Below are 12,654 nucleotides of genomic sequence, written 5' to 3'. Positions count from 1 at the left end.
CGGTTGCGAAAAAGTGCGGTTTTACCACTCTTCGAGCAGCGGGAGGGCGTCGGCGTTGTTAATATCCACAACCGATCCGTCTTCCAGTTTCTTCTTAATTGACACATCACTGAACTCTGCGGCCTCCGCTGCTTCTTTGATGTCTTGATACTCTCCTGCGAATGGCGGGACTACAAATTTACGTTCATTTTCCATTTTTACACCTTCTTTCTTACTACTAGTATACCCGCAAGACTATTAATTTATGCTAGGGGGCATTTTATGGGTTCTGTAAAGATTGATATAGACAAAGGCGCACGCACATACGCAGTTCGCTACGCTTTAAACGATGCAGCCGGCGTTAAAAAGCTGCTACGCGATCGGCACGCAGTTTCATCCGCCCGGTTTAACGGTGACTACAACGCGGCCGACATTCTTATCGACCTACACAGCGCTATCTCATCCGCCATCCTTACGGTTAAGCAGACGGAGGCCATTGCGTGGGTTTATGGCGCTGACTTGACGCAGAAGGATGCCGCTGAAATTATGGGGGTCGCGCGCTCTACGTTGGTTGAATCCGTAGAGTCAGCGGCGGAGAAGGTCGCGGAAGTTTATAAACGGTGGAACTACGGTGAGGTCACGGCAGAGTATCCGTTAGAAGAGGGGGCGGCCTAATGTACGATTACAAGGCGGAATTTCACGAGGCTGTTACGGATCTTATCGCGCAGGACATTGTCGAACGGTCCGAACGAATGGCGGCCGTACATGCGCTGACCGATGCGTATTTTGATAGCGTAGGAGAATACCCGGACACGGCCGAGATCGAGCGCCTGACCGATTATATTCTCCGCGAGGAATTGACGGACCGGCATCCGGATAAGGTGACGCGCGAGGAATATCCGTTCTTCTCCGCGTGGCAGCTCGAACTCCGGCGTGATAAAGAGACGTCCGATTCGGCCGCAGAGTTTCACGGACAGGATGGCCGGGACCACCGTGCGCCAATTAAGCGTAAGCGAACCGCATATGAGCGCTGGAAGGTCGATGCAGGCGCGAAGATACGTAACCAGGCGCGGGCAGCACGTTATAAGCGTGATACAGCGCCAGGACGTGTCATTACGTATAATCTGCGGGAAACAGGCGGAGAACTTTCGGACGAGTTTACGCAGCGGCGCGGGATCGGCGGGCGCTGGTTGGCGTCTATAGAGGCTCTGCCTCTTATGAGCGCGGTTAATGAGATAACCGTAGAACCTGCGGAGGAACACGTAAGGGAGGCGGCGTAATGGGGAAGGCGTCGCGCGCCCGATGGGACGGAAATGTCCGCTCGATGGCGATCGTAGCGAAGGACCCAGCGGATGTCACAGCAGAGGACATAGCGTTCCTCCGCGCTAATTACACGTCAACCGGCGGGCTCCTTCCGAACGCTTACGCCGGGGGCGCATTCTACACGCCGACTCACGTTGCGCGCGTCATTATGGAGGCATTGCGGGGGCTCTCCGGAGGTTCATTTCCGCCGGCCTCCCGTTTCCTTGAGCCGAGCGCAGGCAGCGGCGTATTCATCGAGCACCTACCGGTCGATGCAGAAATAACAGCGCTCGAACTCGATGAGACCTCCGCAAAAGTAATGTCCCTTATTTATCCGCAGGCAGACGTCATCCAGGGCGACGCGTTTTTGCACGGCCGCCGCGATTACTATGACTATGTGATCGGTAACCCTCCGTATGGCGTGAGTATTGACGTAGCTGCAACGGACTTACCTGACGCGTTCGATACGCTGCGGATTACGAAGGGTAAGGACGGCACGTCCCGCGCGAAGGGGAAATCGGAGTTAGCGTTTATCGAGCTCGCGATTAAAGCGACCAAGCCGGGCGGTTACATTGCGTTTGTGCTACCGAAGGGTATCGGATACGGCACGCAGTCGGCGAAGATTCGCGAGATTATGCGGGAAACGTGCTGGCATATCGCGAGTATCGAGCTACCGGCGGAGACATTTGCGCTGACCGGTACGACGATTAAAACGGATATTCACATCTTGCGTAAGGTCACGCCTAACGCACGGATGGTATTCGTTAAGTACGTCGAAGTTGCCGGCGCTTATCACCGCGTAGAGCAGACGGATGAAGCGCAGGCTGACACGTTTTGGCACGAAGGGCAGCCGCCGGTCCTCCACGCACAGATTAACGACATCGGCTACGACAAGGACGGGCGATATACGGATAAGTGGGGCGATGGGCTAACGCAACTCGACGAACTGGTCGAAGCTTTCGAGAACGATCTTATGCGCGAGAATACGGACCCAGTTGCGCCGTTTGACGGCGTAGAAAGAACGGGCGGGCTCACACATGCGTTTAACGTTAAGATACCGCCATACGAAGCCTGGCGAGAAAAAGCCGGACAAATGGCGTATTGGAACGTGCTGACGTTAGGACGCGGGGAGGAGATAGCGGTAAGAGGCGGGACGGCAGAGAGTTCGTTCGACTTTACGTGGCAGGACCGGATTGTCGACGCTTATTATGCGCCATCGTACGAAGAAAGAGCCGCAGCTTAATCGCGCGGCTCTTTTTCTAGTTCGAGTATATCCGTTATCTCAACGTCGAGCACTTCGCAGATAATTGCGAGGTTATCCAGCGGAAGTCGCTGCGTTTTGTTTGTGCGCATTTCACCTACGGAAGGATGCCGGATGCCGGTCATACGTGCGAATTCGCGGTCACTGATGCCGCGCTCTTTTAGGATTTCGTCGAGCTTGATGCGGACCTTATATGCGGCCATTCAATTGCCACCTCCTGCAAAGATTATAGCACGATTACTGTTACGTTAAAAGTAACAAATTTATATTGACACGTTTAGCGTAACATGATATATTGTGTATGTAGACGTTACGTTAAACGTAACAGTCACGGAAAGGAGGAACCGAAATGAAAGATTGGGTCTTGCTACTCACGGCAATCATAAATCTCGCTACTGCAATCGTAATCAATCGCCGTGAAAAAGAAAAAGGCACTAAACGAAATCGCGGGCGGCGGCTTCGATAAGTACCTTCGGAGGATAGGGGTTAGCGCCCCTGTTCTCCACCCAATCATAACATAAACGGCAATCGAGTTGCCACTTAATAAAGCAAGCCGGCGGGCCTACGCGGGAGGGATAAGGGATGGAAGATAATTTTGTTGCTAGTCCGTACGCATACAACGATAAAAACAAGCCAACATCATGGGGAGTATGGAATAAAGAACTGAAAATTTGGATACCGCATTTGCCTTCTAAGAAGAAAGAGGCCGAGGATATGGCAAAGTCACTTAATAGGTTGGCTAAATAACACGGGGCTACGGCCCCACTACGGAGGAGGAACGCATATGTCATACGTAATCTGGACGATCACACTCGCAGCCTTAGCGCTCAGCATCGTAAACTTTCGCAACGGCCGCCGGGGGTAACGCGCATGAAACTCGAACTCGACTTCGCGCTAGGCGTAATCCGCGAGGCTGACGGAAATTATTACGCCGGCGCAATCGGAATGATACACGCAATTATGCACGCTGACTACTCGCCCTTCGCGAAGATATACAACGTAATGACCGTTCTGGCCGCGCTTGAAACGGTACTTACGGAGGGTCGACGGTGACGCGCGCTAAGACATTCGCAAAGGGCGTAGCTGACCGCAGCGCTTACCTGGACTGCAAGCTCGACGATTACCGGGCGCGTCTAATCGCTGATCCGGAGTACGACCGGTTGTACGTCCGCCGGCGGCGGTTGCTATCATACCGTAATCACGTATTCAAGGCGCTGAACCGCGAGCTGCGGGATGCCGCGCGGAAAAAGATGCGTAAATAGAACGCAGCTTGACCGGATGCTTTCCGGTCTTTTTTTTTGCGTTCCATAACTTACCGCAAGTTCCCACGCCAGCCAAACGCTATAATTAGCGTAGAGGTGGTACTTATGTTTATTTTCCCGATGTTACTCGAAACTGCGGCGGCCCCGTTCTCGGATTCACGCTATATCTACGAGCCGAAGATTGATGGCCACCGCTTAATATACGTTCAGACTGGCGGCAAAGTCTGCTTATATACGCGCCATAACAACGAATGCACACGCCAGTACCCCGAAATTGCAGACGCGTTATTCCCGCATGACATTACGCTTGACGGAGAGATCGCGTGTGTCGATCCGCAGACCGGCGCGATTAATTTCGAATCCGTCATGTCGCGGTTCCAAGCAAAGCGAGCGGATAAAGTACGCCGGCTTACCGATGAGTTACCGGTCACCTATGTTATATTCGACATTCTGCGTTATAAAGGTGAGGACTTGCGCAACCGCCCGCTGATGGAACGCAAGGAGATCCTCGCGGGCTTAACGATGCCTGACGCACATTTCGGCGTCACTCCGTATATAGAAGGCGCGGGCGAGGCATTATTTGCGCAGATGCAGGCGCGGGCAATGGAGGGCATCGTAGCCAAGCGGAAGGACAGCGTATACGAGACCGGTAGACGCAGCGCTCAGTGGCAGAAGATTATTAACTGGACGTACGCTGACGTATATTTGAGCGGATACAAAAAGGCTGAGTTCGGCTGGCTGGCGTCGGTTCCTACGGATAACGGGCGGATGAGGCCAGCGGGCATCATCGAGTTCGGCGTATCGCCTACGCATAAGCAGGCGTTTTTCGGCGTGAGTAAGGCGCTGATAACTGGCGAGGACCGCGATTTTGTGTACGTGGAGCCGCGCATTAGGGCGCGCGTGAAAATACGAAACTGGACTCGCGCGGGGATGCTGCGGAGTCCTGTATTTACGGAGTTTATTGTTTAATTATAGAAAAGGGAGTTGTGAAATAACCTTCTCCCATAAGATGGTTAATGCATTTACAGTTAAAACTGATTCTTTAACATTCTTTAATGTATTCAAAATTATTGTTTTCTTTTGCTTTTCCTCTGGTTTTGTAGCTTCTTCGCTTATGAAAGCCACTTGCTCGATGACATCATTTTTTTCATCCTGGTTAAGTTCGTCGCACGAAAGCACGGCCTCAGAGAAGTCTTTAATGGATTTGGATAGTTCGTCTTTGCCTGAAATTTTTATGTTGTTCAGTGAAACGTCCAGACTATCAATGTTTCCAGTATTTACTGAGCCTATGACACTCCTATCTATGTTTATATTATTTAGATTCCCAGTGAAGACCTGAGGCGTTACTGGTCTATGGCGTGGGAGGGAATTGGGAAGACCTGAAACAAGCTCCATATATTCCAAGTAATAGTTTTTCTCTTCTACAAGCATGTTGTGTTGAAGTGCTTTAGCATTTTGAAACAAGCTATAACAATTAATACAGATCCCTTGAGTAAACGCGGGACGTTCTCCACATTGACTACAGTTCATATATTCAGGCTCCTCTACTTTAGTATAATTCCTCCGAACGAGAACGTATGTACGTATTATAAACGGTGCCGTCCGTTATCAATAGTAAACCGCTTAGCTCGCGTATTTAAACGTGCAGGCTGCGCGCATGTAGTACTCTCCGCGTACCTTAACGGCTGCCTCCGTAACATCCTCGATCAATCCGCTACCCACGAGTTCGTCCGCGATGAAAATAACGACGGGCTCTTGCTCCAATTGCGCCGTATAAAAGTGTACGTTTGAGGTTAGCGGCTTCATAAATCGGCTCATATACGTAGTCCTTTCGTGTAGGTTACGTTAATATTCGCCATGATTCGCGCCATTTCCTTCCGGGAGTTGCGCTTATTTGTGTCCAACCAACGCACCAAACTCCACTATATACTGCGCCATCTTTGCCCCCATTTCCTTACGGATAACCTCGCGGGCAACCGTGTAGACATCCGTAGTAGCGCTGCCTTTTCGCGTAAATTCAATGTGTATAAACCCGTTACGCTCAGCGTTTCTTAACACGTGCAGGCCCGCGCGATTGAGCGCCAGGCGGTTGTCGTGCAGGTCGGCCGTAATCCTCCGCAGGATGAGCGTACCGGAGGCGTTGTAAAGGCGGTTAAGTACGTTAGGTGTGGCTTCCAATCCTTCAAGGACGCGCTGCACGGACACTGTGAGGTGCGGATAAATTATGTATGCGTGTAACAACGTCTTTAATTCGTCAGTTTGCGTACTCATCTCACTACCTCCGTTATTGGGAACGTATGTACGTATTATAACGCGGCGGATGACGAAAGAAAAGCGGTAAATATATACGTACAATACCCGACATTATGCGCGGTTAGTTACCTATATAGGCGTAGCCCCTGAAAAAATAGCCTGCTTTATGTATGCGAGCAAAAAATCAGGCCTACACCGTCTGGCGGACGAAGGTACGGGTATACTCCGTACAGCCTCGCGGAATATCCGCAGAGGAGAGATTAGATGAGCTTAACGTTAACGCTTCCAGTTTGTGAGGATTACTCATTAGGGGATTTCCTTAGATCAAGGTCAGTTTTTAACTGTGTGCCTGCAGTCTACGTACTCAGGGACTCGGCACAAGGCGTGCTCTATGTTGGGAAAAGTGCTTCCGTAGGTAGGAGAGTAGTAGAACATTCACAGGGCAAGGGTGACGCGATTCATTACTGCCGTGACATAGAGCATGTTAGCATCTACAGGCCTGAAAACATGATGCTATTGGACATATATGAGACACTACTGATACACGAATTAAAGCCGTCACATAACCGAGATAAAGTGTTTTCACGCGAACATGTTTTATACATCGAAGAAGAACTATGTCAGGTCGAAGACCTTATAAGTCAAGCGGAAGACGTGCGAAGATGGCTACGTATTGAAATTGACGAATTTGAGTCGTTTGCCGAGGAATCATACTACGATCCAGGCGTTATACGAACTGAGTGGGCGGAATTAATTCGAAACCTAGAGGCAAAAGACCGAGAAATTTCTCGTCTCGTTGAGCGCAGGCTACTCCTTAGAAATCGCGCTACACGCGCAGGGAGGGGGATAGCCTAATGGCCGAAATCAGAACGCTAGTAGACCCGGAAACGGGCGAGGTATTCGATAGGACGTTCATTCTAGCGGACGGCGATCGTGTAACTACCGCAGAACAGCGTGAAGCTTACGCCAGAACGCAAGTGGTGAAGAGCGGACGTGGACCGGAGTTCACCGTAACGCAAATGCGCAATATAGACGAAGTAATCGAGAAGGTATCCGATAAACACTGCGGGTATCTTCTTTATTTGCAGTGCTTCGTAAATTACGACGCGATCCTAGAGAATCCGAATAAGACCGCTATGAGTCGAGACGACATCATGCGAACGCTTAAGATAGGCCGAACTACGCTGCATCATTTCCTTTTGGAGATGACAGACGCGGGAGTTATTCACTACGAGGCCGGGAATTACCGCCTTAATCCGCGCTACCACTTCCAGGGTAAGACGGACAATACGGCGGTCATTAAGACGTTCGTAGCGAAGGTGAAGGAGCTATACTCCGAGGTAAATGCGAAAGACCTCGGATTCGTATACAAGCTGCTGCGGCACGTTCACCTTGAGACGAATACGATCTGCGCGAATCCATACGAACGGGACGTAGAGAACACGCTACCGCTTACGAAGGAAGATATCGCCAGGTTAACCGGTGTGACTGAGAAGTCCGTATACACGAAGCTGCGGAACCTACGTTTTGGCGATCAGTACGTATTTGCGGAGGTTGTCTACGGGAAGTCACGCTACTACAAGATCAACCCGTTTATTTTCTACCGTAAGAGCGGACAGCCAGACGCAACCCTGCGCGAGATGTTTTCCATCCGGAACAACTTCGCGAAGAGGGCTACGTAATCCTCATCGGTAAAAACGCGAACAAATATGGCCTTTCATCGGTAAAAACGTGAACATACGAAAAACGTAGTAAACGTGAGTAAATCGGCTTAAAACGCGGGTTTAATCCGTTTTTATGCGTTTTTGGTTTTGAAATTCTTCTTAGTCTTTGTACTCGTTCCTACACGGAGAAAGTCACTCCGACACGGCGACCAAAACCTGGCCTTGTGTAATGTATATCTAACCGCGCGATAAATTATAGTCTGACGGCCGCGCAGCGGACGGCAGGACAAGTCACAGAGTGACGCGGCAGGCTCTTGAGCTAAAACCCCTCTCTTAACTCTCATGATGATTAATCGAAGAAGTAACTCATGTAGGCAAAGACAAGGAATAACGCGTAATCACTCGTTATTAAAGGATCGGGTATACGCGGATGTTAAAGCGGTAGCGAACGTTAAGTGAGCGGAGGAATAACGTTGATAATCACGGTAGTAATCGTAATCGCGTATCTACTAGCGGGTTTATACTTCCGCCCATATGCGCTTGATTGTCCGCTATGGGAACGCGTAATTATGCACGCGGTATGGCTGCCGTTAGTATTCGGATTATACACGTTGCTTAAATACGGAAAGTAACACGATCGAATAGCGCTGTTCTTACGCTCTGCCCGGGCGTAGGAACCGGCGCTCATTTATTGACGGAAGGAGGGCGCATATGAAAGCGAAGATATTAACCGCTGAACAAACGCTTGCGATCGAATGGTTAGCGAAGCCACGTAAAGGCGGTAAGACATACGAAGAGATAGCGTCATTGTGCGGAGTAACGGCGCGTACGCTTGAGAACTGGCGTAAGGACGCGTTCTTTGATGCGGAGTTTAAACGCGCAGTCATACGTGATAACAGCGCTAAGTTACCGGAGTTAGTTGACTCGTTGAGTACGATTGCTATACGTGATGGTAATGCAGCAATGGCAAAGCTGGCGCTGCAGATCAGCGGACTACTCACGGATAAGATCGAAGTAGAGACGAAGGATAGCGGAGGAACGGACGTGGAGGCGTTGAGACAGCGTATCGAGGCGTTGAAGCAGCGATCCGAAAGCGGCGAGTAACTGCGCTATTAGATGAAGGAACGCGTGTGGCTGCGTTTCGGATGCGTTCGAGTGCGCCTATTTTATCTGCACGGGTCGCCTGGCGCGCACCCTCCGCAAACTTTTCGCGCTTCACCGTAATGCAGCGTTAATCACTCGCAATGTGAACGTGTGATCGTTGTATAAGCGTTGCATAAACGTGTTAATATGCGCTCTCTCAACGCTGCATAAACTGGAAGCGGAGGAACGCTATAATCGCTGGGAAACCGCGTGGTTACGGCGTTTTTGGCGCGGGAGTACTGGTAAATGTATATGCGGTGAATAAGGCGCGATTATGCAGCGTGAGGGCGGCGTTGGGAAACGTAGGCGGGGCGCGGGTTTGCGAAGGTGTAAAGGCGTAATAGTTTACGTCAAAATCCGTGTTTTGTGCGCATGTCTTGTATATTGTATGTATATTATATTTGTTCTAAACTGCGAAATTACTTTAACACATTAAAGTATTACTGCGGTGGTGCGGTGACCCCAAGGGCTTACTTAAAGTAAGTTAATTTAGGTGCTACTACAATCCGCGTATCAAAAATAACGTTTGGACTTCGGCATCAGTCCGGAGCCTTGCGTATTTTTCCCGTAGAATTACCGTCAAATTAGCGCGTTTAGTCTCTTCCGAGTATAAGCGGAAGGGTTACGTAGTACAAGCGCTAATTTCACGGTAAAACGAAGGGGAACGGAAGGGGATGTGTAATTGACGACGTATATAAACTTTAACTCCGGCGGGATTGGGTCATGGTCGGCGCTCTCTCGCATTGTAGCGAAGCATAGCGCCAGTAACGTCATCAATCTGTTTACGGATACGCTCATAGAAGACCGCGACCTTTACCGTTTCCTTATCGAATCTACTGCGGAAGCCTACGGAATTGAATATCCGTGTACGTTAATTCAACGTTGCGCCGAAATTCCTGACATTCGTACGGAGGTTGACGTAGACATCCGTAAGACGCTACTTCCGGAAATAGCTGCGGAGGCTATGCGGTTGATTCCCGGCCTCGCGTGGGTGATTGACGGCCGGACGCCCTGGGACGTATTTAAGGACGCGCGGTATCTCGGCAACTCCCGATTGGCCCCGTGTTCTCACGTGCTTAAACAGGAAGCAGCGGCGACTTACCTCGCGAACAACTACCCGGATACCGGGGACACGGTACTTCACCTCGGAATTGATTGGACGGAAGCACACCGAACAGCAGCGCCAGTAGCGAATTGGGCTCCGTACCGCGTCGAGTTTCCAATGTGTGAGGAACCTTATCTTGATAAGCTCGATATGCTGCGGTTACTTGACGAGGTTGGCATCGCAAGGCCACGCCTCTACGGTATGGGATTCGCGCATAACAATTGCGGCGGGTTCTGTGTGCGGGGGGGGCATGGTCATTTCGCAAACTTGCTCGAACAGTTTCCGGAGTACTTCGCGTATAGCGAGCGCAAGGAAAACGAGATGCGTGCGTACTTAGGGCGCAAAATATCAATGATGAAGAAAGGTCGCACAGTTGAAGGCAAGCGCGTGTCATTACCGTATACCATGGCAGAACTACGTGCGGATATAGTGCATAATGAACCCGTCGATAAGCTTGATATAGGAGGCTGCGGCTGCTTCGTAACAGCTCTATAAGTGGCGTAATCAAAACGGAAGGGAGGCGATATCTATCGCATGGATTAACGGAAAATGGGTCGTACGTGCCGAACGCGACGAACATATACGCGGCTTGAACGGACTTGTAACAGCGCTATCCGGCGTAGATATCGCGTCTCTTCCGGAAGAGGACCAGCGCGCGGTAGATGAGCAAGTTGCAGAGCTTGAGCGTCTGGAACGGATACAGCGCTGCGAAACGTCGCTGCTCGACTTTGCCCTCGAATATTTTAGTGAAGCGCGCAACCCCGGTAATGACGGTAATTGGGACGGATTCGATATCGTAGACATATCGGAAGCGCCCGAATTTCACCGTGAAATCGCCGCGCTAATGGACGATGTCAGCAACGTACACACCAACGATAAGGTAGCGGAGGCAGCGCCGCGATCCCACGCTAAATCAACGTACTTATCAAAGGCGTTTCCGATCCGCGAAATCGTGTACCGCAAGCGTAAGTACGAAATTATCATATCGGAGACGCCGGCGGTTTCGAGCGCTAACCTCGATTGGATATCGCTGCAACTCAAGAGTAACGCGAAGCTCCGGGCGGATTTCGGTCCGTTGATGTCGGCGAAGCAGCAGGAGAATCCGAAGGATAATTCGTCGGAGTTTATCGCATGGGAACCGCGCGAAGACGGGACGAAGAAGCTGCTAACAAAAGTCGAAGCGGCATCGACCGGCCAGGCGCTGCGTGGACGTAACTGGAACGGCGTTCGGCCGGACTTGATTATCTGCGATGACCTCGAAGACATCAAGTCTAACGCGGCCACTCCTGAACTCCGCCGGAAGCTCAAGGACTGGTTCGCGCAGACGGTCGTACCACTCGGCGATCCACGGGGCAAGAAGACAGCGTTTGTTTACATGGGAACAACGGTCCATCACGAAGCGCTACTCGTTGACGTGCTATACAACCGGTCGGACTTTAAATCGCGAGTCTATCGCGCGGTCATCGAGTGGCCCGAACGTATGGACTTGTGGGAAGCGTGCCGGCTCGTCTATAAAGACCCGGACCGACCGAAAGAAGACCGCGTCAAGGAAGCGCGCGCCCTGTACGAACTCAACCGCGAGGAAATGGAGCGCGGATGCGTCGTATTGTGGCCGGAGGCGCAACCGATATGGAAGTTGATGACGTGGAAATGGGATAACGGATCGAAGGCGTTTAACACGGAGTATATGAATAACCCGGTCGACGAGGAGTCGATGATATTTAATCCGGAGGCGTTCACGTATTGGGATAGCGCGCCGATTCGCGAACTATTAACGCAATATCCACGTCCAATTGACGTATTTGACGTTTACATGGGCGTTGACTTCGCGATGGGCAAAACGCGCGGCGACTACAGCGCCATTGTCGTTATCGCTCGCCACAAAAAGACCGGAACAAAATACGTTATCGACGCGTTCGGGGAGCGGATCAAGCCGGACGCTTTTTTGCGTGTAATCGTCGAAAAGGCGCTGCGATATCAACCGAATGCAATCGCGGCCGAGGCGCAGGCAGCGCAGGAGTTTTTCGTAACGCAATTGAAGGCGGCACTCAAGGCTGCGGGATATCCGGCGAGTACTCGCGTTAAGGAAATCTATCAGCGATCACGGAAAGGCCTGCGGATTGAGGCGATGATGCCGGCGATTGAGAGCGGAGAGATTCAGTTTTCGCGGAGACATGCGCTATTGCTGGAGCAATTCGAAATGTACCCGTCCGGCAGCCACGATGACTTACCGGACGCGCTTGAGATGGCGGTTAGTATTGCGAAGGCAGGGCGGAAGAAGGTACGCAATAAGCCCGCATGGGCTTAGCTAAAATGGCAGGTCAATATTCTCTAATTCTCCTAGGATCTTTTGATCAACAATCTCGCGTAAATCCCGAGCGGGGTCTCTTTCAATCTCTTCCTCAATGGCAGACCTAACAACCTTAAATTGGTACTCGTCAATCACGATTATGTATACCTCTGTCTCAGGACTAAATTGAATCAACTCTCGGTAGTTTGTCTGTAATGTGCTGTTATTAAAGAGGTCACTCATAGCTGCACAAATAGTGGCATGAATCTGTCCTTTCTTTTCGTTAACAGTGTTGCCCCTTTTCTGTTCAGCTTCTTTTTTGGACCTCTGTGCCGCTACAAACTGTTCAACCCTTTGTACGAAAATACTCATGGAATCCTCTCCCTATTAAAGTT

Annotated in this window: 18 protein-coding genes; 12 read left to right on the top strand and 6 right to left on the bottom strand. The window is 50.8% G+C overall.

Going from position 1 to position 12,654, the window contains the following annotated elements; genetic code table 11:
* Positions 1 to 21: 21 nt before the first annotated feature.
* Positions 22 to 195, bottom strand: coding sequence for a hypothetical protein (locus tag NST26_RS18955; RefSeq protein ID WP_340979609.1), 174 nt, complete (start codon positions 193 to 195; stop codon positions 22 to 24).
* A gap of 66 nt (positions 196 to 261) precedes the next feature.
* Here NST26_RS18955 and NST26_RS18950 point away from each other — a divergent pair, with 66 nt between their 5' ends.
* Genes NST26_RS18950 through NST26_RS18940 form a run of 3 tightly spaced genes read left to right on the top strand, consistent with a single transcriptional unit; the run spans position 262 to position 2,524 of the window.
* Positions 262 to 654, top strand: coding sequence for a DUF134 domain-containing protein (locus NST26_RS18950; protein WP_340979608.1), 393 nt, complete (start codon positions 262 to 264; stop codon positions 652 to 654).
* Positions 654 to 1,259 (top strand): hypothetical protein, encoded by a 606-nt coding sequence (locus tag NST26_RS18945; RefSeq protein WP_340979607.1) that lies wholly within the window; start codon positions 654 to 656, stop codon positions 1,257 to 1,259. Before NST26_RS18950 ends, NST26_RS18945 begins: the two co-directional genes overlap by 1 nt.
* On the top strand, positions 1,259 to 2,524 hold the full coding sequence (locus tag NST26_RS18940; protein WP_340979606.1) for an HsdM family class I SAM-dependent methyltransferase: 1,266 nt from the start codon (positions 1,259 to 1,261) through the stop codon (positions 2,522 to 2,524). The genes NST26_RS18945 and NST26_RS18940 overlap by 1 nt, the downstream gene beginning before the upstream one ends.
* Here NST26_RS18940 and NST26_RS18935 read toward each other — a convergent pair.
* Positions 2,521 to 2,745, bottom strand: coding sequence for a helix-turn-helix domain-containing protein (locus NST26_RS18935; protein WP_340979605.1), 225 nt, complete (start codon positions 2,743 to 2,745; stop codon positions 2,521 to 2,523). The two genes, NST26_RS18940 and NST26_RS18935, sit on opposite strands and share 4 nt — an antisense overlap.
* Before the next feature lie 379 nt (positions 2,746 to 3,124).
* Between NST26_RS18935 and NST26_RS18930 the strand changes: the two genes are divergently transcribed.
* From NST26_RS18930 to NST26_RS18915, 4 genes are all read left to right on the top strand, one after another.
* Positions 3,125 to 3,289, top strand: coding sequence for a hypothetical protein (locus NST26_RS18930; protein ID WP_340979604.1), 165 nt, complete (start codon positions 3,125 to 3,127; stop codon positions 3,287 to 3,289).
* Positions 3,290 to 3,412: 123 nt separating this feature from the next.
* Positions 3,413 to 3,595, top strand: coding sequence for a hypothetical protein (locus tag NST26_RS18925; protein ID WP_340979603.1), 183 nt, complete (start codon positions 3,413 to 3,415; stop codon positions 3,593 to 3,595).
* Positions 3,592 to 3,804, top strand: coding sequence for a hypothetical protein (locus tag NST26_RS18920; protein ID WP_340979602.1), 213 nt, complete (start codon positions 3,592 to 3,594; stop codon positions 3,802 to 3,804). The genes NST26_RS18925 and NST26_RS18920 overlap by 4 nt, the downstream gene beginning before the upstream one ends.
* 105 nt (positions 3,805 to 3,909) lie before the next feature.
* Positions 3,910 to 4,773 carry an ATP-dependent DNA ligase gene (locus NST26_RS18915; RefSeq protein ID WP_340980855.1) on the top strand — a complete coding sequence of 288 codons (864 nt, stop codon included), beginning with the start codon at positions 3,910 to 3,912 and terminating at the stop codon, positions 4,771 to 4,773.
* Here NST26_RS18915 and NST26_RS18910 read toward each other — a convergent pair whose 3' ends face one another.
* The 3 genes from NST26_RS18910 to NST26_RS18900 form a co-directional block, all read right to left on the bottom strand.
* On the bottom strand, positions 4,774 to 5,208 hold the full coding sequence (locus NST26_RS18910; protein WP_340979601.1) for a hypothetical protein: 435 nt from the start codon (positions 5,206 to 5,208) through the stop codon (positions 4,774 to 4,776).
* A gap of 219 nt (positions 5,209 to 5,427) precedes the next feature.
* Entirely contained in the window at positions 5,428 to 5,622 is a 195-nt protein-coding gene (locus NST26_RS18905; RefSeq protein WP_340979600.1) for a hypothetical protein, read from the bottom strand.
* A 72-nt stretch (positions 5,623 to 5,694) separates the two neighbouring features.
* Positions 5,695 to 6,075 (bottom strand): hypothetical protein, encoded by a 381-nt coding sequence (locus tag NST26_RS18900; protein ID WP_340979599.1) that lies wholly within the window; start codon positions 6,073 to 6,075, stop codon positions 5,695 to 5,697.
* 246 nt (positions 6,076 to 6,321) lie between these two features.
* Between NST26_RS18900 and NST26_RS18895 the strand changes: the two genes are divergently transcribed.
* From NST26_RS18895 to terL, 5 genes are all read left to right on the top strand, one after another.
* The gene (locus NST26_RS18895) at positions 6,322 to 6,912 is read left to right on the top strand and encodes a GIY-YIG nuclease family protein (protein ID WP_340979598.1); all 591 of its coding nucleotides are present in this window, start codon (positions 6,322 to 6,324) and stop codon (positions 6,910 to 6,912) included.
* Positions 6,912 to 7,739: a hypothetical protein gene (locus tag NST26_RS18890; RefSeq protein WP_340979597.1), complete on the top strand. Its 828-nt coding sequence runs from the start codon at positions 6,912 to 6,914 to the stop codon at positions 7,737 to 7,739. Before NST26_RS18895 ends, NST26_RS18890 begins: the two co-directional genes overlap by 1 nt.
* A 693-nt stretch (positions 7,740 to 8,432) precedes the next feature.
* Positions 8,433 to 8,825, top strand: coding sequence for a phBC6A51 family helix-turn-helix protein (locus NST26_RS18885; RefSeq protein ID WP_340979596.1), 393 nt, complete (start codon positions 8,433 to 8,435; stop codon positions 8,823 to 8,825).
* 721 nt (positions 8,826 to 9,546) lie between these two features.
* Positions 9,547 to 10,464: a hypothetical protein gene (locus NST26_RS18880; RefSeq protein WP_340979595.1), complete on the top strand. Its 918-nt coding sequence runs from the start codon at positions 9,547 to 9,549 to the stop codon at positions 10,462 to 10,464.
* Between the two features lie 94 nt (positions 10,465 to 10,558).
* Positions 10,559 to 12,277, top strand: a complete 1,719-nt coding sequence (gene terL / locus NST26_RS18875) for a phage terminase large subunit (protein ID WP_340979594.1) — start codon at positions 10,559 to 10,561, stop codon at positions 12,275 to 12,277.
* Here the strand turns inward: terL and NST26_RS18870 are convergent, their stop codons facing one another.
* Positions 12,278 to 12,631 carry a hypothetical protein gene (locus NST26_RS18870; RefSeq protein ID WP_340979593.1) on the bottom strand — a complete coding sequence of 118 codons (354 nt, stop codon included), beginning with the start codon at positions 12,629 to 12,631 and terminating at the stop codon, positions 12,278 to 12,280. It lies immediately after the preceding gene.
* Between the last annotated feature and the right edge of the window lie 23 nt (positions 12,632 to 12,654).

This window comes from Paenibacillus sp. FSL R7-0128, assembly GCF_038002245.1.
GTDB lineage: Bacteria > Bacillota > Bacilli > Paenibacillales > Paenibacillaceae > Paenibacillus_AQ > Paenibacillus_AQ silagei.
Note: the sequence above shows the minus strand (reverse complement) of the source record. Positions and strands in the feature narration are given on the sequence as shown.